At 72.0% G+C, this 20,865-nt stretch carries 22 protein-coding genes and 2 pseudogenes; 12 read left to right on the top strand and 12 right to left on the bottom strand.

All coding sequences use genetic code 11. From position 1 onward, the window contains the following. Positions 1-39: 39 nt before the first annotated feature. From AB0P07_RS21300 to AB0P07_RS21290, 3 genes are all read left to right on the top strand, one after another. A complete protein-coding gene (locus tag AB0P07_RS21300) occupies positions 40-546 on the top strand; it encodes a DUF3291 domain-containing protein (RefSeq protein ID WP_365552729.1) in 507 nt (168 codons plus the stop codon). A 147-nt stretch (positions 547-693) separates the two neighbouring features. Then, positions 694-1,632 carry a diiron oxygenase gene (locus AB0P07_RS21295; RefSeq protein WP_365552727.1) on the top strand — a complete coding sequence of 313 codons (939 nt, stop codon included), beginning with the start codon at positions 694-696 and terminating at the stop codon, positions 1,630-1,632. Positions 1,633-2,157: 525 nt separating this feature from the next. Continuing rightward, a complete protein-coding gene (locus AB0P07_RS21290; RefSeq protein ID WP_365552725.1) occupies positions 2,158-2,670 on the top strand; it encodes an ATP-binding protein in 513 nt (170 codons plus the stop codon). Positions 2,671-2,726: 56 nt separating this feature from the next. On the opposite strand, the gene AB0P07_RS21285 is transcribed toward AB0P07_RS21290, so the two are convergent. After that, positions 2,727-3,416: a GAF and ANTAR domain-containing protein gene (locus AB0P07_RS21285; protein ID WP_365552723.1), complete on the bottom strand. Its 690-nt coding sequence runs from the start codon at positions 3,414-3,416 to the stop codon at positions 2,727-2,729. Between the two features lie 189 nt (positions 3,417-3,605). Between AB0P07_RS21285 and AB0P07_RS21280 the strand changes: the two are divergent. Then, positions 3,606-3,839: pseudogene (locus AB0P07_RS21280) on the top strand (IS256 family transposase); the annotation flags it as partial. 124 nt (positions 3,840-3,963) lie between these two features. On the opposite strand, the gene AB0P07_RS21275 reads toward AB0P07_RS21280, so the two are convergent. Together AB0P07_RS21275 and AB0P07_RS21270 are read right to left on the bottom strand one after the other, a co-directional pair. Then, the gene (locus AB0P07_RS21275) at positions 3,964-4,605 is read right to left on the bottom strand and encodes a TetR/AcrR family transcriptional regulator (RefSeq protein ID WP_365552721.1); all 642 of its coding nucleotides are present in this window, start codon (positions 4,603-4,605) and stop codon (positions 3,964-3,966) included. Next, positions 4,602-5,450: an oxidoreductase gene (locus tag AB0P07_RS21270; RefSeq protein ID WP_365552719.1), complete on the bottom strand. Its 849-nt coding sequence runs from the start codon at positions 5,448-5,450 to the stop codon at positions 4,602-4,604. Before AB0P07_RS21270 ends, AB0P07_RS21275 begins: the two co-directional genes overlap by 4 nt. A gap of 279 nt (positions 5,451-5,729) precedes the next feature. Here AB0P07_RS21270 and AB0P07_RS21265 point away from each other — a divergent pair, with 279 nt between their 5' ends. The 3 genes from AB0P07_RS21265 to AB0P07_RS21255 all read left to right on the top strand — a co-directional run bounded on the left by AB0P07_RS21265 (position 5,730) and on the right by AB0P07_RS21255 (position 9,082). Continuing rightward, positions 5,730-6,923 carry a histidine kinase gene (locus AB0P07_RS21265; RefSeq protein WP_365552717.1) on the top strand — a complete coding sequence of 398 codons (1,194 nt, stop codon included), beginning with the start codon at positions 5,730-5,732 and terminating at the stop codon, positions 6,921-6,923. Continuing rightward, a complete protein-coding gene (locus AB0P07_RS21260) occupies positions 6,916-7,581 on the top strand; it encodes a response regulator transcription factor (protein WP_365552715.1) in 666 nt (221 codons plus the stop codon). The genes AB0P07_RS21265 and AB0P07_RS21260 overlap by 8 nt, the downstream gene beginning before the upstream one ends. 220 nt (positions 7,582-7,801) lie before the next feature. After that, the gene (locus AB0P07_RS21255; RefSeq protein WP_365552713.1) at positions 7,802-9,082 is read left to right on the top strand and encodes a serine hydrolase domain-containing protein; all 1,281 of its coding nucleotides are present in this window, start codon (positions 7,802-7,804) and stop codon (positions 9,080-9,082) included. A gap of 59 nt (positions 9,083-9,141) precedes the next feature. On the opposite strand, the gene AB0P07_RS21250 is transcribed toward AB0P07_RS21255, so the two are convergent. Beyond that, positions 9,142-9,969 carry a helix-turn-helix transcriptional regulator gene (locus tag AB0P07_RS21250; RefSeq protein WP_365552712.1) on the bottom strand — a complete coding sequence of 276 codons (828 nt, stop codon included), beginning with the start codon at positions 9,967-9,969 and terminating at the stop codon, positions 9,142-9,144. A 111-nt stretch (positions 9,970-10,080) separates the two neighbouring features. Between AB0P07_RS21250 and AB0P07_RS21245 the strand changes: the two genes are divergently transcribed. Next, entirely contained in the window at positions 10,081-10,857 is a 777-nt protein-coding gene (locus AB0P07_RS21245; protein ID WP_365552710.1) for an alpha/beta hydrolase, read from the top strand. 72 nt (positions 10,858-10,929) lie between these two features. Here AB0P07_RS21245 and AB0P07_RS21240 read toward each other — a convergent pair whose 3' ends face one another. The 3 genes from AB0P07_RS21240 to AB0P07_RS21230 form a co-directional block, all read right to left on the bottom strand. Continuing rightward, the gene (locus AB0P07_RS21240; RefSeq protein WP_365552709.1) at positions 10,930-11,121 is read right to left on the bottom strand and encodes a hypothetical protein; all 192 of its coding nucleotides are present in this window, start codon (positions 11,119-11,121) and stop codon (positions 10,930-10,932) included. A 422-nt stretch (positions 11,122-11,543) separates the two neighbouring features. Further along, the gene (locus AB0P07_RS21235; protein ID WP_365552707.1) at positions 11,544-12,221 is read right to left on the bottom strand and encodes a response regulator transcription factor; all 678 of its coding nucleotides are present in this window, start codon (positions 12,219-12,221) and stop codon (positions 11,544-11,546) included. Beyond that, on the bottom strand, positions 12,222-13,406 hold the full coding sequence (locus AB0P07_RS21230) for a histidine kinase (RefSeq protein ID WP_365552705.1): 1,185 nt from the start codon (positions 13,404-13,406) through the stop codon (positions 12,222-12,224). It abuts the gene before it with no gap. A gap of 214 nt (positions 13,407-13,620) precedes the next feature. Between AB0P07_RS21230 and AB0P07_RS21225 the strand changes: the two genes are divergently transcribed. The 4 genes from AB0P07_RS21225 to AB0P07_RS21210 all read left to right on the top strand — a co-directional run bounded on the left by AB0P07_RS21225 (position 13,621) and on the right by AB0P07_RS21210 (position 16,721). Then, positions 13,621-14,277: a hypothetical protein gene (locus AB0P07_RS21225; RefSeq protein ID WP_365552703.1), complete on the top strand. Its 657-nt coding sequence runs from the start codon at positions 13,621-13,623 to the stop codon at positions 14,275-14,277. 196 nt (positions 14,278-14,473) lie between these two features. Continuing rightward, positions 14,474-15,127, top strand: a complete 654-nt coding sequence (locus tag AB0P07_RS21220) for a TetR/AcrR family transcriptional regulator (protein WP_365552701.1) — start codon at positions 14,474-14,476, stop codon at positions 15,125-15,127. A gap of 30 nt (positions 15,128-15,157) precedes the next feature. Then, on the top strand, positions 15,158-15,481 hold the full coding sequence (locus tag AB0P07_RS21215) for a hypothetical protein (protein ID WP_164419768.1): 324 nt from the start codon (positions 15,158-15,160) through the stop codon (positions 15,479-15,481). Positions 15,482-15,584: 103 nt separating this feature from the next. Next, on the top strand, positions 15,585-16,721 hold the full coding sequence (locus AB0P07_RS21210) for an NlpC/P60 family protein (protein WP_365552700.1): 1,137 nt from the start codon (positions 15,585-15,587) through the stop codon (positions 16,719-16,721). A gap of 212 nt (positions 16,722-16,933) precedes the next feature. On the opposite strand, the gene AB0P07_RS21205 is transcribed toward AB0P07_RS21210, so the two are convergent. From AB0P07_RS21205 to AB0P07_RS21185, 5 genes and pseudogenes are all read right to left on the bottom strand, one after another. Further along, positions 16,934-18,196: a styrene monooxygenase/indole monooxygenase family protein gene (locus AB0P07_RS21205; protein ID WP_365552699.1), complete on the bottom strand. Its 1,263-nt coding sequence runs from the start codon at positions 18,194-18,196 to the stop codon at positions 16,934-16,936. Between the two features lie 44 nt (positions 18,197-18,240). Beyond that, the gene (locus AB0P07_RS21200; RefSeq protein WP_365552697.1) at positions 18,241-18,882 is read right to left on the bottom strand and encodes an ATP/GTP-binding protein; all 642 of its coding nucleotides are present in this window, start codon (positions 18,880-18,882) and stop codon (positions 18,241-18,243) included. Next, positions 18,863-19,315: a DUF742 domain-containing protein gene (locus AB0P07_RS21195; RefSeq protein WP_365552695.1), complete on the bottom strand. Its 453-nt coding sequence runs from the start codon at positions 19,313-19,315 to the stop codon at positions 18,863-18,865. Before AB0P07_RS21195 ends, AB0P07_RS21200 begins: the two co-directional genes overlap by 20 nt. Continuing rightward, positions 19,312-19,833, bottom strand: a complete 522-nt coding sequence (locus tag AB0P07_RS21190; protein WP_365552694.1) for a roadblock/LC7 domain-containing protein — start codon at positions 19,831-19,833, stop codon at positions 19,312-19,314. The genes AB0P07_RS21195 and AB0P07_RS21190 overlap by 4 nt, the downstream gene beginning before the upstream one ends. After that, positions 19,830-20,865, bottom strand: a pseudogene (locus AB0P07_RS21185) (hypothetical protein); the annotation flags it as partial. The gene AB0P07_RS21190 and the pseudogene AB0P07_RS21185, both read right to left, overlap by 4 nt.

Genomic DNA, 20,865 nt, shown 5'->3' with positions numbered 1-20,865 from the left:
GGTACCGCCTCCCGAGCGGCCCGACCTAACGTTCGGTCCATGACTGACAACGCCGCCTACGAACTCGCCCAGGTCAACATCGCCCGCCTCAAGGCCCCGCTGGAATCACCGCAGTTGAAGGACTTCGTGGACGCGCTCGACCCGGTGAACGCGTCCGCCGACGCCGCGGACGGTTTCGTCTGGCGCCTGCAGAGCGAGGGCGGGGACGCGACCGACATCCCCGTCTTCGGCGACTCCCGGCTGATCGTCAACCTGACGGTCTGGCGGGACGCGAGCGCGCTGACGGCATTCATGTACCAGGGGCGGCACCGGGAGATGCTGACACGACGGCGGGACTGGTTCGAGCGGCCGGCGGAGGCCGTCACCACCCTGTGGTGGGTGCCGGCGGGCCACCGCCCGACGGTCGCGGAGGCCGAGTCCCGGCTGCTCCACCTGCGCACCCACGGACCGACGCCGTACGCCTTCACGCTGCGGACGTCCTATCCGGCGGGGGCGTCGGAGCCCGTGCTCGGCGAGGTGCCGGAGGGGCTGGGCTGCTCGCTCTGAGAACCTGAACACGTCTCACTTCTTTACTCGCGGTCAACAAGTTCCGCGCAGGGGATTGACGAGCTTACTGACACGCAGTCTCATAAGACGCAGCACGCTGGAGTGACCGCGGGTAACACGATCCGTTCGACGAGGTGGGACACAGCCATGACGACCCTGACGGAAGCCGACGCGCTCGAGGGCCTGCGCGACGCGCTCGGCCTGCTCAAGGACCGGGAGCAGGTGGCCGAAAGGCTGCTCGACTCGTCCGCCAAGCACTCCTTCGACCCGGACAAGGAGCTGGACTGGGACGCACCGTTCGAGGACGGCAAGTGGTTCTGGCCGCCGGAGCTGGTGTCGCTGTACGACACCCCGATGTGGCAGCGGATGAGCGAGGAGCAGCGCATCCTGCTCTCCCAGCACGAGGCCGCCGCGCTCGCCTCGCTCGGCATCTGGTTCGAGCTGATCCTGATGCAGCTCCTGGTCCGGCACGTCTACGACAAGGCGGCGACGAGCGCACACGTGCGCTACGCGCTGACCGAGATCGAGGACGAGTGCCGGCACTCGAAGATGTTCGCCCGGCTGATATCGCGCGGTGAGACCCCGTGGTACCCGGTGAGCCCGGTCCACCAGCACCTCGGCCGCCTCTTCAAGACGATCTCCACCACGCCCGGCTCCTTCACCGCCACGCTGCTCGGCGAGGAGGTCCTGGACTGGATGCAGCGGCTGACCTTCCCGGACGAGCGGGTCCAGCCGCTGATCCGGGGCGTCACGCGCATCCACGTCGTGGAGGAGGCCCGGCACGTGCGCTACGCCCGTGAGGAGCTGCGCCGGCAGATGGTGACGGCCCCGAAGTGGTCGCAGGAGTTCACCCGGGTCACCTCCGGCGAGTTCGCCCGTGTCTTCTCCAAGGCCTTCGTCAACCCCGAGGTCTACACGAACGTCGGCCTGGACAAGCGGGAGGCCCTGGCTCAGGTCCAGGCCAGCGGCCACCGCAAGGAGATCATGCAGACCGGCGCGAAGCGCCTGACCGACTTCCTGGACGACATCGGCGTCCTGCGCGGCGCCGGCCGGAAGCTGTGGCGGTCGTCGGGGCTGCTGGCGTAAGTGCTGCCGCTGAGCGGACCGGCCTTCTCCTTGACACGCAGAATGCGCGGCACCGACGCGTCGAGGTCGTCCTCGGTGATCCCTCCGCTGCGGACGGTGGCCAGGAAACCGCCGTAGGCCACGCCGATGTTCGAGGGGAAGGGCAGTTGACGGAGAGGCCGACAGTTCATGATCAGCAGCTTTTGTCAGAGCCAGTCAGCGGTGCACGACTGAAGTCGTACGTCTACCGCAGGCCCAGCTTGCCCGCTGCTGGGCCTGCCTCCGCGGTTTCGGCCAACCGGGGGCCAGGCTCCGATCCCGGCGCCGGCCGAGGGCCGGCGCCGGGAGACGGCCGGTGCGCGCAGCCCACGTTCCGGACCATGAACACCTGGCGGACACCGGCCCCCGCGGGAAGACCGGCCGCCGCCTGCCACTGCCCGTGCCCGGCCAGCGGCTCGGTAACCCGCCCTCGGGGCGGGTAGACGCTTCCCAGCCCACAAGAGGGCACCAGAAGCGCAAACCACACGACTGAGAGTGACGATCTTCATGTCTCAACCGCTTATGAAGCAGGCGGAGGGGCAGGGACCGCACGACAGTCTGCGTCGGCACCTGGTCTGGAGCGGCCCCCCGCCCACGGCCGCCCGGGCACGGGCCGAAGCCGACGCACTGCTGTCCGCCCTGCAGCACGTCTACCAGGTGCCGGTGACGCCCCATGTCGCCGACGACGTCCGGCTCGTGGTCAGCGAACTGATCACCAACGCCGCACGGCACGCCCCCGGACCCGGCCGCTTGGACATCCAGGAGGCCGACAGCGGTCGTGCAGTGCGGATCACCGTCTGGGACACCTCTCCCGCCACGCCACAGCCCCGGCCGGCCGACCCCCGCCGCGCAGAAGGCCACGGTCTGGAGATCGTCAAGGCGCTGAGCAGCCGCCTCACCGTCCAGCGCACCCGCGAAGGCAAACACGTCACAGCCGTGCTGGCCCTCCACGAACACCGCCCCGCCGCCGAGCCCGCCCGATACCACATGGACGGGTCGCCCGGCAGCACCCTGGGTTAGGGCAGGCAACCGGGACACCGGCAGGACACGGCCGCCCCAGCGCACCTCCACGTCGGTCAGGGGCGGTCGTGTTCGGCGCGGAACTTCTGCGCGACCTCCCGCAGCTTGATGTTGTGATTCTGGGAGAGGCGGCGCAGCACGCTGAAGGCGTCGTCTTCGCTCATGCGGTGGCGTTCCATGAGGATGCCCATGGCTTCGCCGATGGCGTGACGGGTTTCCATGGCGTGTTCGAGCTGGTCGATGGTGCGGGCGCTGGCCAGGGCGACGGCGGCGTGGGAGGCGAGCATCCAGCCGGCGGTCTCGATGTCCTTGGTGAAGGTGCCGGGACGGCGGGCGTAGAGGTTGAGGGCGCCGAAGTCTTCCTTGTCCGTGTAGAGAAGGATGCCGGTCATGCTGCCGATCCCCAGGTCGCGGGCCGCGTCCGCGTACGCGGGCCAGTGCGGCTGAGGCAGGGTCATATCCTCGATGCGGTAGGTGCGCTCACCGTCCCTACGGCGGGCCAGGTCGTAGCACGGGCCCTCGCCCAGCTCGCCCTGGAAGCGGTCGGAGGCTTCGACCATGTCCCCGCACGAGGACAGCGTGATCGCCCGGCCCTTGCGCACCGCCAGGATCCCGGCCGCGTCACACCCCTCCACCAGATCCACCGCCGCCGCCGAAATCGCGTCCAGTGTCTCTTCGACCGACTCCTTGGCCAACAGATCCCGCGCCAGCACAGCCATCTGCTCAGCGAATCTCTGCCACTGCATTGCGCCACCACCCGCCCCTGCACACCCGTCGAGCCATACACAAACCCTATCTGGCTCTCACGCAAGCCGCTGATGCTCCGACCGTGCGGCATACCCATCTTGACGAGGTTGGTGTCGCGCGAGTCGGAGACCCTTGTCCGCGGGACTGCAAATCGTTCGGTGCAGCTCCCGATCATGGAAGATGCATCGCTGACCCGTGAGAACGTGGCTGAGCAGAACGCTGTCGAGTGGGCAGCGGCTGTGTCGGCGAAGGCCGTGGACGACCGGCTGATCAACAAGCTGGTGAGCCGCGCCCAGCCCGAGGGCCTGCAGTTGACCGGCGAGGGAGGACTGTTGCAGCAGCGGACCAAGCGGCTGCCGGAGTCCGCCCCGGAGGGCGAGATCACCGACCACCCCGGCTGTGACACGCACGATCCGGCGGGGAACCTGACAAGCCTCCAGCCGTTCGACAAGACCGTCATAGGGTGCGTCTGGTGGCGTCGTATCCGGGCTCACGGCCGGCTTGCCGAAGCCCGCAGAGGCACCTTTCGGAGTGGGTGGGCGCGCTTCACTGCGGCTGTGGAGGGACACCTCGGGTGGTCAGACCGGCGCTGGTCAGCCAGATGTGTGCGCATGTCGCCGACGCATCGCGGAGCTTGTCGCGGGATTCCTGTGAGGCGTGGTAGAAGGTCCGCTCGATCATCCAGCACAGGGCGCGTGCCATTGCGGGGGCCTGGTCCGGTGCGGTGCCGGCTTGTACGCCGGCGCGTTCCAGGACGGCGGTGATGGCCGCGATGAAGAGGTCGGCCGTGTGGTTCCACAGCTCGCCGATCTCCGGCACCGTGAGCGACAGGTCGATCGCCGTGCGCATGACCAGGCCGTGCTCGTTCCACAGCTCGACCGTGCGCTGCATGGCCGCCGCGATGGCCTGGCGCGGCTCGTCGGCCTCCGCGGTGGCCCTCGACCGTTCCCACAGGTGCTCGACGGTCCGGGCGACGAGTGCCGTGACCACTTCTTGCTTGGAGCCGAAGTAGAAGTAGAGTGCGCCGCGGGTGATGCCGGCGCCCTGGGCGATGTCGCCGACGGTCATGGCGTCGTATCCCTTGTCCGCCAGCAGGGCCTCGCAGGTGTCGAGGATGGCCCGCTCCCGGACGTCGCCCTTGCGTTCGGCGGCGCGACGGCTCCGTGCGGGGTGGTGGCCGGGCGTCACAGCTGCGCGCCGTCGGCGAAGTCGGTCGTACGCGAGAGCGTCTCCCAGGCGCGGATGTCCTCGTCCACGGCCGTGCGGGCGGCGGTGACCAGTCGCAGCGCGTCGGAGCCCAGGACGAGGTGGGCCGGCGGGCGCTCGAGCGAGGCGATGTGCACGAGGGCGTTCCCCGCCTTGGCCGGATTGCCGAGCTGGTTGCCGCTGGCCTTCTGCCGTGCTTCGCGGATGGGGGCGAAGAGCTCGTCGTAGTCGTCGATGGTCCGCGCGGCGCGTGTCATGGACCGTCCGGCCCAGTCGGTGCGGAAGGAGCCGGGCTCGATCGCGGTCACGTGGATGCCGAACTGCGCGACTTCCTTGCCCAGCGCCTCGAGGATGCCTTCCAGGGCGAACTTGCTGCCGCAGTAGGCGGACATGCCGGGCACGGCCATGAGTCCGCCCATGGAGGTGACGGCCATCAGGTGTCCGCGACGGCGTCGGCGCAGGTGGGGCAGCGCCGCCTGCAGGGTGGCCACCGCGCCGAACACGTTGACCTCGAACTGCCGCCGCACCTCGGCCAGCGGGGTTTCCTCGAAGGTTCCCTCCAGGCCGTAGCCGGCGTTGGCGACGACGACGTCCAGCGGGCCGACGTTCTGCTCCACCTCCGCGACCACACCGCGGACGGCGTCGTCGTCCGTCACGTCCAGCAGCCGACCGTGAGCGCTACCGGGCCCGAGTTCCTCGAAGGCCCGCAGGTCCGCCTCGGAGCGGACGGTGCCGACGACGGTATGACCTGCGGCCAGGGCGGCTTCGGCGAAGGCACGTCCGAGGCCCGTACTGACGCCGGTGATGAGCCAGTTCTGCTTCTGCACTGTTCCTCCAGAGGTCTTGCCAGGAGCCGGACCGCTCCCTCCAGCAAGAAGTCTACACAGTGTCGATTTTTATCGTTACCGCGTCGATTAAGAGGTGGGGCGCGGTCCCCGAGTTCAGCCACCTGCCGCGCACCGCCCGGTGCGGTGCCGTCAAGGTCAGCGCTCGGGCTGCCAACCGGCTTTGGCGCCGGACAGGGGCCGATCCCCCGCACGGGAGGTGACGCGAAGTGGCTCTTTGGAGTGACGAAGGCCGGTGTGCGAGGTCGTAGTGTCGGACGGATGAGAGTGAGGGACGGCAGGTGGCCCGGGTGGGGTGCCGATGCCGGGCTGGTCGTGCTGACGTTTGTGCCGGCGCTGCTGTCGCAGCCGTATGTGGACAGTTCCGGGCCGGCGTGGGTGTCGCTCATGGCGTACGAGGCGGTGGGTGCGGTGGTCCTGCTGTCGCGGCGGCGGATGCCGGCCACCGCCTTCGTCGTGGTTTTCGCGGCCCTTCTGGCGGCGCTGGTGGGCAGTGCGGGCGAGGGGGCCAAGCTCTCGCCCCTGGTCTTCCTGCCACTGGCGGTGCTGCTCTACAACCTGGGCCACCACGGCGTGAGCCGGCGGCGGACCGTGTCGGCAGTTCTCGGCGTCGGCGTGCTGAGCGTGGCCGGTCTGTGGCTGAACCGGATGACGACCGACTCCGGCGACTTCCAGGGCGGCCTGGACGTCCTCGCCGCGCTGGCCCCGATGCCGCTGGCCTGGGTGATGGGGTTCGCCGCGCGCACCCGGCAGGAACTGCTGGCCGCGGCCGAGGGGCGGGCGGCCGACGCGCGCCGGGCACAGACCCTGGAGGCGGCACAGGCCACGCAACGCGAGCGGACAAGGATCGCGGGTGAGATGCACGACGTGGTCGCCCACTCGCTGACGCTGCTCGTCGTGCACGCGGAGACGCTGCGGGCCCGCGGCGGCGAGCTGCCCGACTGGGCCCGTGCCCAGATCGACGGCCTTGCGGCGGCGGGCCGGCAGAGCAGCGGCGAGCTGCGTGACCTGCTGCGGATGCTGCGCGACCCCGCGGACGCCGTCCCGCTGCAGCCCGTGCCGGACCTCGGTGAGCTGGACACGTTGCTGGACAGCCACCGTGGCGCAGGCGGATCGGTCGAGCTGACGATGGTTCTCGCACCGGAGGCGGTTCCGGCGCCGGTCCAGCTGGCGGTGTACCGCGTCGTGCAGGAGGCACTGGTCAACGCCCGTCGGCACGCGCCCGGAGCGCCCGTCCAGGTGACGGTCCACGGCGAAGATGACGGAGGGCTGCGGTGTGAGGTCGTGAACGGTCGCGGGGTGCGGCGGGCCGCGGCCGGCGCGGGCATCGGGCTCGGCCTGGTCAGCATGGAGGAGCGGATGAGCGCGCTGGGCGGAAAACTCACTGCGGGCCCGACCGGTGACGGCGGCTTCCGCGTCACGGCCACGATGCCGTGGGAGCATGCGGATGCCTGAGCAGATCAGCGTGCTCGTCGTGGACGACGAGCCGGTCATCCGCGCCGGACTGAGCGCGATCCTGGACAGCCAGGCGGACATCACCGTGGCGGGCACCGCGAACGACGGTGAGCAAGCCGTCGAGGCGTGCGCGTGGCTGCGCCCCGACGTGCTGCTGATGGACATCCGGATGCCGCGCCGCGACGGCCTGTGGGCGCTGGCCGAGCTGGGTCGCCGGAGACTGCTCGGGCCGGAGCGCAGCCGGGTGCTCATGCTGACCACGTTCGACCTGGACGCCTACGTCGACGACGCGCTGGCGGCCGGGGCATCCGGCTTCCTGCTGAAGAACAGCTCGTACGAAGAGCTGGGTGCGGCCGTGCGTGCCGCGGCAGCCGGGCACAGCGCCCTCAGCCCCGCGGTGACCCGGCGCATCATCGAGGGCCATCTCAGCGGCCGGCGCCGGCCCAGCGACCTGGATCTGGCCCGGCTGCGGGACCTCACCCAGCGGGAGATCGACGTGCTGCGTCTGATCCGGGACGGGCTGAGCAACGCCGAGATCGCAGAACGGCTCGTGGTGAGCCTGCACACGGTCAAGACGCACGTCAGCCGCGTGCTCACGAAAACCGGCTCTCAGAGCCGCGCACAGGCGGCGGTGCTGGCCAGGAACACCCTGACCTGACCCGACCTCGGCGGGCGGGCCGGCGGGGCGCCGTACCCCGCGGGGTCATTCCTTGGAGTGACCCCGCGGGGTCGGGAAGCCCGCCATCGAGCGATGTATCAGGGGAGCGCCACTGACTGAATGGACGGTGTGCGCGGGACCCGCCGAACGGCCGCCGGTCAGGCGATTCTCCGGTCCCTCGACGCACGCAGCACATCGTCACGCGCCGAAGGGAACCGCCATGTCCGCACCCACACCGTCCCGCCGCCACCGAATCCGCCGCGGAGCGCTGACCGTCGCCTTGACGACCTGCCTGGGCGCGGCGCTCGTGAGCTGCTCGGACGAGGCCGAACCGGCGGCCGGGCAGAGCGCGGCGAGCCCGGCGGCCGACGCGCGGCTGGCCCGCCTCGCGCAGCAGGCGGCGGACACCGGCTCCCTGGGCGTCATCGTCCGGGTCGACTCCGGCGACGGGAAGCCCGTCGAGATCGCCAGGCAGGCCGCCTGGACCGAGGACGACCACCGCCTCGCCGCCGGCGACCGGTTCCGGGTCGGGTCCAACACCAAGACGGTCACCGCGACCCTCGTCCTGCAGCAGGTCGCGCAGCAGAGGATCAGCCTCGACGACACGGTCGAGACGTGGCTGCCCGGCCTGGTCGAGGGCGGTGAGCACATCACCGTACGCATGCTGCTCAACCACACCAGCGGCCTGGGCGACTTCCTGCTGACCCCGCAATTCCTGCCTACCCTCACCGGCCAGGAGAAGCGCACCTGGACGCCGCGGGAACTGCTCGCCATCACCCACGAGCAGGACCCGCCGACCGAGCCCGGCACGACGTACTCCTACAGCAACGCCAACTACGAGGCGCTGGGGCTGATCCTCGAGAAGGCCACCGGGAGCAGTCTGGCCGAGCTGATCGAGCAGAAGATCACCAAGCCGCTCGGCATGAAGGACTCGTTCCTGGCCACGGACGCGGCCTGGCCCGCCGGGAAACGCCACGCGACCGGCTACGAGCCGGATGCCGCGCGACTGAAGAAGATCCTCTCCGCAACCGTGGACCTGCCCGACGGCGTCGGGTTCGCCGGGCCCGGCCGTCCCGACGACAACGTCGACACCGCCGCCATCGACCCGAGCTGGTCGTGGGGGGCGGGCGGTATGGTCTCCACCGCTGAGGACTGGCAGCGTTTCCTCACCGCGCTCATGTCCGGCCGGTTGCTGCCCGAGGCCCAGATGAAGCAGATGCGCACCACCGTGGACGCCCCCGAGGAAGGCGGAGCCTACGGTCTGGGCCTGATGAAGGCGGACACGCCCTGCGGCACGGTCTGGGGTCACACCGGCGGCCTGCCCGGCTACTCCAGCGAGATCTACACCGACGCCACCGGCACCCGCAGCGTCGCGGTCTTCACCAGCACGAACTTCGGAATCAAGGAGAGGAAGGCCGCCAGCACGAACAAGGCCCTCGTCGACGCCGCCACCTGCCACATGCTCGGCAAGCCCCAGCCCTCGGACAGCCCGGCCGGTTGACGGCCGCGGGCATCGGCCACCTCCGCCGGCGGCGACCGCCGCGCCGCCGACCTGTACCCTCACTCGGCGGCCACCGTCGCCTGCCACGCGCCCGGGCGCATGCCTGTGGCCTTGCGGAAGAACACCGAGAAGTTGGATGCGTCGGGGAAGCCGAGTATGTCGGCGCAGCGGGCGGCGGTGAGGCGGTCGTGTGCGAGGAGCCGTTTGGCCTCCAGGACGATCCGTTCGACGATGTACGCCTTCGCGGTGCGGCCGGTGGCCTGCTGCACCGCTCGTGAAAGGGTGCGGGGCGCGTATCCCAGCGCACGGGCGTAGTAGCCGGCGTCGTGGTGCTGCCGGAAGTGCGCTTCGACGCTGGAGCGGAACAATCGGAACACCTGAGGGGTGAGTCGTGCTTCGGCGTGCGGCGGGTGCAGCCGGGTGATGAGCGCGGAGAGCAGGATCTCGGGCAGCTCCGTCCGGGAGTCACAGGGCGGGGCGGATGCCTCGAGGAGGAGGTGGCTGCGCGCCGTGTCGACGAAGGGCCAGTCGGCGTCGGGGACGCTCCAGTGCGCGGCCGGGTCGGGGGAGGCGGCCAGTTCTCGGGTGGCGTGGGTGACCGGCGCGGTCGGCACGAACAGTACGAGGTGCCCTGCCACGTCGGCGATGTCGTCCCACCGGTGCACCGCGCCGGGCGGAATCCACACCGCGGACCGGTCTCGGAGCGGGTGGCGGCGGAAGTCGACGGTGACCGAGCCGGGTCCGGCGTCGACGACGGCAAGGACGTGGAAGTCGGCGCGCTGCGTGCCGCCGTCGTTCAGCTCGCGAAGGCGGCCGAACGTCATCGTCTCGACCGAGGCGGCGGGGCGTCCCGCGGGCTGGTAGGTCATCTGCCGGATCACGCTCACGTCTCCAGTTTTCACCATCGGGCGACCAGTCAGGCCGATGCCCCGTCCGGGTGCTGAAGCTTCAATGGATGCACGGGTCAATCGCCCGGAGCATCGACCGGAAGAGCCATCATGGACACGACGCAGCAGACGCTACTGCCCACTTACGACCATCGACCGGGTACCGGACCGACTCTGGTGTTCCTGCACTACTGGGGTGGCTCCGCCCGCACCTGGGACCTCGTCGTCGACCGCCTGGCGGGCCGTGACGTGCTCACGGTCGACTTCCGCGGGTGGAGCCGGTCGAGCGCTCTGCCCGGCCCCTACACGCTCGGCCGGCTCGCCGACGACACACTCGCCGTGCTCGCGGACGCGGGGGTCACCGACTACGTCCTCGTAGGACATTCGATGGGCGGCAAGGTCGCCCAGCTGGTCGCGGCCACCCGGCCCGCCGGCCTCCGCAGCATGGTCCTCGTCGGCTCCGGCCCGGCGAAGCCTGCCGCACAGGTCACTCCCGAGTACCAGCAGGCCCTGTCGCACGCCTACGACTCCGCCGAGTCCGTGGCCGGGGCACTAGATCACGTCCTCACCGCGACCGAGCTGCCCGAGCCGGTCAAGGCGCAGATCGTGACCGACTCGCGGGCCGTCGCCGACGCAGCCCGCACCGAGTGGCCGCTGCACGGCATCGCGCAGGACATCACCGAGCACACGCGCATGGTCAGCGTGCCCGTTCTCGTCGTCGCCGGAGAACACGACCAGGTGGAGCCCGTCGGCGTACTCCGCGACAACCTGGTGCCCTACCTCTCCGACCCCGACTTCGTGGTGATCCCCCACACCGGTCACCTGATCCCGCTGGAATCCCCCGCCGACCTCGTCGACGCCATCACCGCATTCGCACCCGCAGCCTGACCGTCCCCACGGTTGCCGGGCAGGCCGCGCCTGTGGGAAGCCTGCTGCAACAGCGGAGCCCGCGCCGCGCCACTACCGCTGCCGGGCGATCCCGGAGGCGGCCGGACGCAGCCCCTCATCGCCCTGGTCCTGATCGCCCGCCCGCACGATCGCGAGCAGCCCGGGCGGGACCGGCTGGACCTGGTCCTGCTCCACAACCTGGACCTCGTCCTGCTCCACAACCCCGAGCCCTCCCACCTTGGCGTCGGTCTTGATCAGGTTCATCGTCAGGTGGGAGTCGACCCGCAGGACGCCGGGGAGGCCGGTGGGTTTGCTGGTGAGGAAGGCGTTGTAGGCGCGTGATCGGCGACGGCCATACGGACGAAGTAGTCGGGGCGGCCGACCATGCGGCGGAACTCGATGACCTCCTCATGTGCGGGGGTCGGCGGATGTGGACGGCTGGCCCCTGCCCTCCGGCCGCTGCTGCTGGGCGCGGATCTGCCCGCGCCCCGGCCCTGTGCGCAACCGCCTCACCCACCCCCGCGGCCACGCCCTGCTGCCCCTCGGCCGCACCGGGCTCTGGAACGCCTACGAGTCGGAGCCCGGTCGGGAGGACTGGTGGCCGCGCGGCGCCCCCCGCCCTCGACCCCGTGGGAGCCCTCACCGGGCTCGGCGCGTCCGGCGACCTCTGAAGCGGCCGCGGGCGCTCACACCTCGGCGTCCCGGACCAGGAGGGCGATCTGCACCCGGTTCTCAACCGCCAGCTTGGCGAACAGGCTGCCCGTGTGCGCCTTCACGGTCGCCACGCTGATGTGCAGCCGCCGGGCGATCTCCGGGTTGCCCAGGCCGTCCGCGATGGCGCGGGCGGTGTCGAGTTCCCGTTCGGTCAGCATGGCGAGCTGCTTGCGGGCGACGTCACGCGAGGAGTCGCGGGCGTGCGAGGACCGCGGACCGGTGGCCGCGGCGATCACCCGGGTGGTGGCCGCCGGGGACAGCACCGGGTTGCCGTCCGCCACGGACCTCACCGCCTCCAGGAGTTGCGGGGGCTGGGTGTCCTTGAGGACGAACCCGAGCGCTCCCGTGCGCAGGGCGTCGAGCACGAGGTCGTCGGAGTCGAACGTGGTGAGGATGAGCACCCGCGGCGGTGACGGCCTGCTCAGCAGCTCGCGCGTCGCGCTGAGCCCGTCGCGGCCCGGCATCCGCACGTCCATCAGCACCACGTCGGGACGGTGTTCGTCCACCACGGAGATCGCCGCGTCCCCGTCGGCCGCCTCGGCGACCACGGACAGGTCCGGTTCGCCGTCGATGACCAGCCGCAGCGCCATGCGCACCAGTTGTTCGTCGTCGACGATGACGACGCGCACCGGCTCCCGCTCGCTGTCCACTCATGCTCTCTTTTCGTGCGTCGGATTGGGCCAGGGCAGTCGAGCGGTGAGGAGGTAGCCGCCGTCCGGTGTGCGGTGGTGGCACAGTTCTCCACCGGCGAGGCCGACCCGCTCGCCAAGGCCCAGCAGGCCGAACCCCGAAGACGGCGGCTTCGGGGCCCGCGCGACCGTCGGGGAGTTGCGGATGCTCACCTGGAGCCCGCCGCCCGCAGCTCCTTCGAGGCCGACGCGGATGCGGGCGTCCGGGGCGTGCTTGGCGGCATTGGTCAGCCCCTCCTGGACGACCCGGTAGCAGGTGCGGCCGACCACGTCCGGCGGCACTCCCGTGACGGCGCTGCTGAGCGACACGTCCAGACCGGAGGCGCGGACGTCGGCCACCAGCTCGGGCACGCCGTCCAGGGAGGGCTGCGGCGGTTCAGGGAGACCGGGGTCGGCCCGGAGCACGCCGAGGACGTCCCGCAGTTCCTCCAGGGCCAGGTGGGACCCCTCCGCGATGCCGCGGACCAGGACGCGCTTCTCCTCGGCCTTGAGATCCTTGCGATGGTCCAGCACCCCGGCCTGCATGGCGACCAGGGAGATCCGGTGCGCGAGGACGTCGTGCATCTCGCGGGCGATGCGGTTGCGTTCCAGCGCCCGTGCCTGCGCCGCCCGCGCGGACTGCTCCCGTTCAGCGCTCTCCGCGCGCTCCCGCAGCGACCGGACCTCCACACGCCGCGCCCCCACGGCCATGCCCACGGCGACCGCGATGCCCCCGGTCAGAAACGGCGTGGCGAGCTGGTACCAGAAGGCGCCCGGAGGACTGTCGACCGCGTAGAGCTCCGCGCCGAACTGCGAGGCGGCGACGTGGCCCACCACGACGATCCCGATCTCGACCGGACGGCGACGGGTGGCCACCGACGCCAATGCCAGCAGCACGGCCCCGGTGGACATGACCGACACGGTCGCGACCACCGTGACGCCCAGCGCGACGGGGAGCGGAAAACGTCGTCGCCACACGAGCGCGGTCAGGCACCCGAGGGCCACCAGCGGATCGCCGATGAAGAACCAGGGACCGGGCCCGCCCGCGGGTCCGTTCGACACCGCCACGCCGGTGGTTCCCCAGAGCACCAGGCCGATGGCCGCGGCGGCCGCGAGCCGCCAGGTCTGTTGCCACCACCCGAGCCGTGGCGCGATGTCCGTGTTCACCTGCTCATTATCGCGAGCCCGCGCGGCCGGCGGGTCGGTCGAAGGACCGAGATGCCTTAGACCCAAGTCGAATCCCGGCCTCTCCCACGGACCAGTGCGAGCCGGTCCGCCTGGCCGATGTGCCGGGCGCGGCGCGCCGGGAGACTGCTTCTCGTACCGGACGAACGCGAAGCGAGAAGGCAGAGCGAGCCGAGGGGCAGAGGGAGTGGGAGGCATGTTCGACGACGCGCGCCGCCGGCGGGCCGTGCGGCGGGTCAAGCCCGGGGACGGTCGGGAACTGAAGCGCTTCCGGTGGTGGCAGATGCCATTCCGGGCCCTGCTCTACCTCAGGCTGCCCGACGACGACGGCGGCTCGAGCGTCTACGCCGTCGACGTCAGGCACGGCAAGAGCGACGACAACGGCAGGGTCTGGGCCCAGTTGTACCTCGACGGCAGGCAGCACGCCACGTCGAGGCTTCCCGCCGCCTTCCCCGTCCCCGGCGGTGTCGTGGAGGTACGCAGGAGCGAGTTCGGGCTCAAGCGCTGCCACTACGTCTCCGACGCCGGAGCCGAGTACCAGCTCGTCCCGGACCGCGACTCCGCCGAGGGGCGCCGGGCCCACTTCGACCGCAAGCACCCGGCGGTCAGCCGCCTCGTGGGCGTCCTGACGGCGGCGGTGCTCGTGGCCGGGCTGTTCCTCGTCGTCACACAACTCGCCGAACAGGTCACCCGGCCCCAGGAGGTCGCCCGGTACGTCGGCGGGACCTTCACCGCGCCCGTCGACCTGCCCGCCTGGGCCAACACCGCGGTCGGCCTCGTCACGGTGGCCGCCAGCACGGAGCGCGCCCTGCGGCTGCGCTACAACCGGCTCCTCGACGGCGCGGCGGGCTGAGCGCCCCTTCCCGGAGAGCGACGCCACCGCCCACCGCCCCCGAGGGGCACCCGGCCCCCAGGGGAGCACCGGGCTCGTTCGCCCCGGCGCGCCGGGCGTCGGTGGTCGTACGACAGGCCGTGCCCGATGCGGAAGAGGACCTCGTTCCCCCGTCGCGCGCAGCCGGGACACCAGGGTGCGCGGTTACCCTGCGGACATGAATCCGCAGGCCTCCACCCCCGCCTACCGCCGCCTCAGCGTCGAAGAGCGCCGCCTCCAGTTGCTGGACGCGGCGCTCGCCCTCTTCGCGCACCGGCCCCCGGAGGAGGTCTCCCTGGACGACGTGGCCGAGCAGGCCGGGGTCTCCCGGCCGCTGGTGTACCGGTACTTCCCCGGCGGCAAGCAGCAGCTGTACGAGGCCGCGCTCGGCTCCGCCGCCGACGAGCTGCGCCTGTGCTTCGACGAGCCCCGCGTGGGCCCGCTGCTGGCCCGTCTCTCCCGCGCCCTGGACCGCTACCTGGCCTTCGTCGACGAGCACGACACCGGCTTCAGCGCCCTGCTGCGCGGCGGCAGCGTGGTCGAGACCTCGCAGACCTCGGGCATCGTCGACGGCGTACGCCGGGCCGCCGCCGACCACATCATGAGCCACCTGGACGTCGCCGAGCCCGGCCCCCGGCTGCGGATGACGGTCCGGATGTGGATCACGGCGGTGGAGGCGGCCTCGCTGATCTGGCTGGACGAGGGCAAGCAGCCGCCCCTCGACGAGCTGCGGGAGTGGCTGGTGGAGCAGTTCCTGGCCGTGCTGACGGTCACCGCCCGCCGCGACCCGCAGACCGCGACCCTGGTCGAGGCACTGTCGGCGGACCTCTGACACCGGGCGCCGATCACCGACACTGGTCCCGTGAAGAGCGAAGACACCCCCTTCGAGGGCGGCCCCATGGACGGACGCGTGCTGCCCGTCCTGGTCGGGATGACCGGGCACCCGCCGAAGACGTACCGCATCCCCGTACCGGACCCGGACGGCGGCCCGCCCACCGTGCTCGTGTACCGCAGGGAGCCCCGGGACCCCCGCGGCGGGCTGCGGTTCGCCCGGTGGAAGTACACGTACGACCCCTCGGGCCGGAAGGGCTCCGACCGGAAGTGGCCCTGGTCGAAACCGGACCGCCCGGCGGCAGCCGATCCAGACGCCACGCCGCACGGCAAGCCGGACGACGCGGACGGGTGACCCCGTTGCGCCGATCCGCGCACACTCGGCGCGCGAAGCCCGCGCACCCGCCACATGCTCGCCGTGCGAGGCGGACCCACCGCCTCGCACGGGAGGTGATGATGTGTCAGGACGGCTTACGCGTCTGGCGTGTACGGCTGCGCTCGCGGCCGGGATCGTCCTCGCGCCCGTGCCCGCCGCCGCCGATCCGGCGCCCACAACGACCGACGACCACACCGTGGCGGGTCTGCTGACGGACCTTCAGCGGCTGTACCGGGAGGCGGAGCGGGCCACCGAGACCTACAACGGCACCGAGGAACGCCTGCGCAAGCAACGCGCCGAGGTGCGGCGGCTGGACGCCGAGCTGGCGCGGGCCCGCACGTCCCTGCACGACAGCCGCGGCGCGGCCGGACGGCTGGCCCGGCAGCAGTACCAGAACCGCAGCGACCTCTCCCCCTACCTGCGGCTGCTGCTGGCCCGCGACCCGCAGCACGCGATCGACCAGGGTCATGTGATCGGCCGGCTGGCCCGGGAACGGGTCGAGACGGTGGGCCGCCTGGCGGGCGACGAGAAGAAGGCCGAGGAGCTGGCCCGGCGCTCGCGCGAGGCGCTGGCCCGGCAGGCCACCCTCGCCGAACGCCAGGAGAGGGAACGGGACGACGTGCGCGAACGGCTGCGCGCCGTCGAGGAGCTGCTCGCCTCGCTCACCCCCGAGCAACTGGCCGCGCTGGCGGAGCTGGAGCAGAGCGGGATCGCCGAGCAGCAGGAGCGTTTCCTGGCCTCCGGCGCGCTCGGCGACGACGCCAAACCGTCCGCCGAGGGCGACCGGGCGGTGCGCTTCGCCGTGGAGCAGCTCGGCAAGCCGTACGAGTGGGGCGCCGAGGGCCCGGCGTCGTACGACTGCTCCGGGCTGACCTCGGTGGCCTGGGAGCGGGCGGGGACGCCGATCCCCCGGACCAGCCAGGAGCAGTGGGCGCGGCTGGAGCACGTGCCGCTGGACCGGCTGCGCCCCGGCGACCTGGTCGTGTACTTCCCGGAGGCCACCCACGTGGCGCTGTACCTCGGCGACGGCATGGTCGTCCAGGCACCCCGCCCGGGCGCCGACGTCAAGGTGTCGCCGATCGCCGCCAACCCGGTGCTGGGCGCCGTACGCCCCGACCCCGGCGGGGAGCCCGTACGGCGCTACACGCCACCGAGGCTCCCCACGGGGGCGACGGACGGGTCGGACCGGGGGTACGCGGCCACGGGGCCCGCCCGGTGACTTCGGGCCCCGCGCACGGCGGACGCCGAAACGGCAGCCGTGCCCATTGCGCTCCGCGGGCGTGTCCGCGTCCGCGAGAGACGGCGGACCCGTGCGCCGGTGTCGCCGCGCCGCACGTCGTCCGCCCGGCCCGGCGGGAGCGGAGTCAGCGACGAACGCGGCGCGTGTCCGCCGGGTGACTGCCGGGTGGCCCCCGCCCGGCCGCCGGAGGCCTACGCGCCCGCGGCGCCCGAGACCTCGGCCAGGTAGCTCTCGGTCTTCGCCGGGTCGTAGAAGAAGTTCTCGAAGTCCGACGGGTCGTTGAAGCCGTTGGCGAAGCGGTCGGCGACGGGCTGGAGCTGCGTCGCCGCGCCGAACAGGTTGAGGATGTGCTCCGGCGGCGGGGCCAGCATGGTGTTGGTCCACTTGGTGACGTGCTGGGCGGTCTCCCAGTAGCGGTCGAAGGTCTGCTGCATCCAGGCCTCGTCGAACTCCTTGTCCCCGTGCTCGATGATCGACGCGAGGTAGGAGGCGGCGCACTTGGACGCAGAGTTGGAGCCCTGGCCGGTGATCGGGTCGTTGGCGACGACCACGTCGGCGACGCCGAGGACCGCGCCGCCGCCGGGCAGGCGGCCGACCGGGTTGCGGACGGTGGGGGCGTAGCGGCCGGCGAGGGTGCCGCCGGCGTCGGTCAGTTCGACCTTGGTGGCCCGCGCGTACTCCCAGGGGAGGAACTTCTCCATGAGTTCCAGGGTCAGGGAGAGGTGCTCCGAGGGGTCCTTGACGTCCTTGAAGGCGTCCAGCGGGCCGCCGGGTATGCCCTCCCAGAACAGGATGTCGGCGCGGCCCGAGGTGGTGAACGTCGGCATGATGAACATCTCGCCGACGCCGGGCACCAGGTTGCAGCGCACGGCCTCCGTCTCCGGGTGCTCCGGGCGCGGGCCCATCCCGTGGACGTAGGCGACGGCGAGGGCGCGCTGGGGCTCGCTGTAGGGCGACCGCTCCGCGTCGCGGCCGAACATCTGGACCAGTTCGCCCTTGCCCGCCGAGACCAGGACGAGGTCGTAGGCGCGGGAGAAGTAGTCCAGGTCGCCGACGGCCGCGCCGTGGATGACCAGCTGGCCGCCGCGCTGCGCGAAGGTCTCCATCCAGCCGGCCATCTTCACCCGCTGGTCGACCGACTGCGCGAAGCCGTCCAGACGGCCCAGCCAGTCGATCGCGCGCTGCGAGGGGCCCGGGTCGAAGGAGCCGGGGGCCGCCACCGAGACGCCGAGTCCCTCGATCTTCGGAGCCTGGGACTCCCAGAAGTTCAGCTGGAGGTCGCGCTCGTGCTGGAGCGCCGTGTGGAACATGCACTGCGTCGACATGACCCGGCCGGTGCGGATCTCGTCCGCGGTCCGGTTGGACATCAGGGTGACCTCGTAGCCGTGCGACTGCAGGCCGAGGGCGAGCTGGAGACCGGACTGGCCGGCTCCGACGACGAGTATCTTCCGCATGCGGTTTCCGTCTCCTGGTCGAGGGCGTCTGGACGAGCGTCCGTCTACTCGGGTGTTTCGTCGAGCGCGTGGCCCACGAGGGACAAGAGGGTCTCGATGGCCGAGATCCGACGGCGCGCATCCATGATCATTACAGGTATGTGCGCCGGGATCGTCAACGCCTCCCGCACGTCCTCCGCCTCGAACAGCTCGCTGCCGTCGAAGTGGTTGACCGCGACGACGTACGGCAGTCCGCAGCTCTCGAAGTAGTCGAGGGCCGGCCAGCAGTCCTTCAGACGCCGGGTGTCGGCCAGCACGACGGCGCCGATCGCGCCGCGCACCAGGTCGTCCCACATGAACCAGAACCGCTGCTGGCCCGGGGTGCCGAACAGGTAGAGCACCAGGTCGTCGTCGAGCGTGATGCGGCCGAAGTCCATGGCCACGGTGGTGGTGAGCTTGCCCGGGGTGGCGGTGAGGTCGTCGGTCTCCTCGCTCGCCTCGGTCATCAGCGCCTCGGTCTGCAGGGGCGTGATCTCCGAGACGGCGCTGACCAGCGTGGTCTTGCCGACGCCGAACCCTCCCGCGACGACGATCTTCGTGGCGACCGGAGCGCGGGCGGGATCCGTCTGCCAGGGCTGCACGGGCCCGTCGGTGTCGACGAGCGGGGGGACGCCGAACGCGGCGGCGTCAGAGACGACGGAGTCCACTGAGCACCCTTTCGAGCAGTGCGCGGTCCGGGCGGCCCGTGCCGTGGCCGGTCCCGGTGCCGTACACACGGATCTTTCCCTGGTCCGCCAGGTCGCTGATGAGCACGCGGACCACGCCGAGCGGCATCTTCAGCAGCGCGGCGATCTCGGCCACCGTACGCATCCGGCGGCACAGTTCGACGATGGCCCGCATCTCCGGCATCACGCGGGAGGTGAGGCCGCCGTTGGTCAGTTCCTTGCGCTCCTCGGCGGCTTCGAGCGCGGCGGTGCCGGCCGTGGCGCCGACGAACGTCTCGACGAGCAGAACGTGACCGAAGCGGGTGCGGCCGCCGGTGAGCGAGTAGGGGCGCACCCGGGCGGGCTTGCGGTCGGCGCCGCGCACGGGGAGGTGGCCCCGGCCGTTCCTGCCGGGTTTTCCGGGACTGCTGCTCATCGGGCGCTCCCCGTCGGCTGGGACGACTCGGACGACTCCGACTCCAGGGAGTTGCGCAGTTCGGTGCGGAGTTCGGGGGTCAGGACGTGGCCGGCGCGGCCGACGAAGAGCGCCATGTGGTACGCGACGACGCTCATGTCGCACTCCGCGGAGCCGTGCACGCCGAGCAGCGAGCCGTCGCTGATCGACATGACGAACAGGCTGCCCTCGTCCATGGCGACCATCGTGTGCTTCACCGTGCCGAAGTCCATCAGCCGGGCGGCGCCGACGGTCAGGCTGCCGACGCCGGAGACGACGGTGGCGAGGTCGGCGGCGGAGCCGCGCGGGCCCGCCCGGGGGGTCTCGCGGACCTGCCGGGCCTCCTCGTTGCGGCCGGGGTCGGAGGACAGGAGCAGGAGCCCGTCGGAGGAGACCACGGCGACCGACCGGATGCCGGGCACCTCCTCGACGAGGTTGGTCAGCAGCCAGTGGAGATTGCGGGCTTCACTGCTCAGTCCGAAGGTACTGGGCGCGGTCAACTGCTTGCCTCCTCGACAGTGCCCCCCGTGGCTTCTTCGGTTGTGTCCGCCGCGGCGTCCGGCGCCCGGTTCTGTCCGGTGCCGTCGGCGATCTCCGCCTCGACGTCCCGGCGGCCGGCCTCCGCCCCCCGGCGGAACCCGCCCAGGCGCCGGCGGAGCGCGTCGGCGTCGACGGAACCCGACGTGCGGGGGCGCGGCACCGCGGCGGGGGTGGTGAGTTTCGGGGTCCGCTTGGGCAGGCCCTTGTCGGTGACGGGGTCGGCGTGCGGTTCGGACCGGCCGGGCTCTGGTTCGGGGTCGGCCGCGTCCGGGGTGGCTGATCCGTGCGGGGTGACCGCTCCGTCCGGGGCGTCCGCCGCGTCCGGCGTTCGAGCCGCGGCTTCGTCCGGTGTGCGGTCGTGGGCGTCGGGTCCGATGGCATACGGGTCGGCGGCGGACTCCGGCCGTGCCTCCGGCTCCGCGAGGGCCGGGAGGAAGAGCGCCATCGTGGCGTCGTCGGGGAGGTCGCTGCCGGGGGCGGCCCCGTCCCCGGGGATGGCCGCTTCCCGCCGGGGCTGCTCGGGGGCAGACCCTTCCGCCGGTACCTCGTGCCGGTCCGGGGCGGGCTCGTCGGGGCGGCCGGGGGCCGTCGGGCGGGCGACGTCCTGGCCCTGGGCCTCGGCACGCGCGGGTCCGGGGGCCGAGGTCTCGCGGCCGTGGTGCTCCCGGCTCGCGGTGTCCGGACCGGCGGCGGACTGACTCGCGGTGCCCGGGCCGGTCGTCTCGCGGCTCGGGGCGGCCGAGTCGGTCGTCTCGCGGCTCGGGGTCTCCTGGGGCCCGGGCTCCGGGCTCGGGGCCGCCTGCCCCGGGGCCTGCCGGCTCGTCGTTGCCGAGTCCCCGGCCTCCCGGCTCCGGGGCTCGGGGCGCACCGGCACCGGTCCGGTGGCGCCGGGCACCTGCGGGTCCGAGCCCGGGTCCGTGGGCGACACGGGCGACGTGTCCGGGCCCGGTGCACCGAGCGACGCGTCCGTGTCCACCCCGGCGCGGCGTACG

The sequence above is a fragment of the Streptomyces sp. NPDC085944 genome (assembly GCF_040686295.1).
GTDB lineage: Bacteria > Actinomycetota > Actinomycetes > Streptomycetales > Streptomycetaceae > Streptomyces > Streptomyces salinarius.
This window is presented reverse-complemented; position numbering and strand designations above follow the sequence as displayed.

Coding starts and splice junctions, on each gene's coding strand:
- AB0P07_RS21220 (WP_365552701.1), top strand. CDS start 14,474: ATGAATCCGCAGGCCTCCACCCCCGCCTACCGCCGCCTCAGCGTCGAA.
- AB0P07_RS21255 (WP_365552713.1), top strand. CDS start 7,802: ATGTCCGCACCCACACCGTCCCGCCGCCACCGAATCCGCCGCGGAGCG.
- AB0P07_RS21225 (WP_365552703.1), top strand. CDS start 13,621: ATGTTCGACGACGCGCGCCGCCGGCGGGCCGTGCGGCGGGTCAAGCCC.
- AB0P07_RS21205 (WP_365552699.1), bottom strand. CDS start 18,196: ATGCGGAAGATACTCGTCGTCGGAGCCGGCCAGTCCGGTCTCCAGCTC.
- AB0P07_RS21285 (WP_365552723.1), bottom strand. CDS start 3,416: ATGCAGTGGCAGAGATTCGCTGAGCAGATGGCTGTGCTGGCGCGGGAT.
- AB0P07_RS21295 (WP_365552727.1), top strand. CDS start 694: ATGACGACCCTGACGGAAGCCGACGCGCTCGAGGGCCTGCGCGACGCG.
- AB0P07_RS21290 (WP_365552725.1), top strand. CDS start 2,158: ATGTCTCAACCGCTTATGAAGCAGGCGGAGGGGCAGGGACCGCACGAC.
- AB0P07_RS21240 (WP_365552709.1), bottom strand. CDS start 11,121: ATGAACCTGATCAAGACCGACGCCAAGGTGGGAGGGCTCGGGGTTGTG.
- AB0P07_RS21260 (WP_365552715.1), top strand. CDS start 6,916: ATGCCTGAGCAGATCAGCGTGCTCGTCGTGGACGACGAGCCGGTCATC.
- AB0P07_RS21265 (WP_365552717.1), top strand. CDS start 5,730: ATGAGAGTGAGGGACGGCAGGTGGCCCGGGTGGGGTGCCGATGCCGGG.
- AB0P07_RS21300 (WP_365552729.1), top strand. CDS start 40: ATGACTGACAACGCCGCCTACGAACTCGCCCAGGTCAACATCGCCCGC.
- AB0P07_RS21195 (WP_365552695.1), bottom strand. CDS start 19,315: ATGAGCAGCAGTCCCGGAAAACCCGGCAGGAACGGCCGGGGCCACCTC.
- AB0P07_RS21245 (WP_365552710.1), top strand. CDS start 10,081: ATGGACACGACGCAGCAGACGCTACTGCCCACTTACGACCATCGACCG.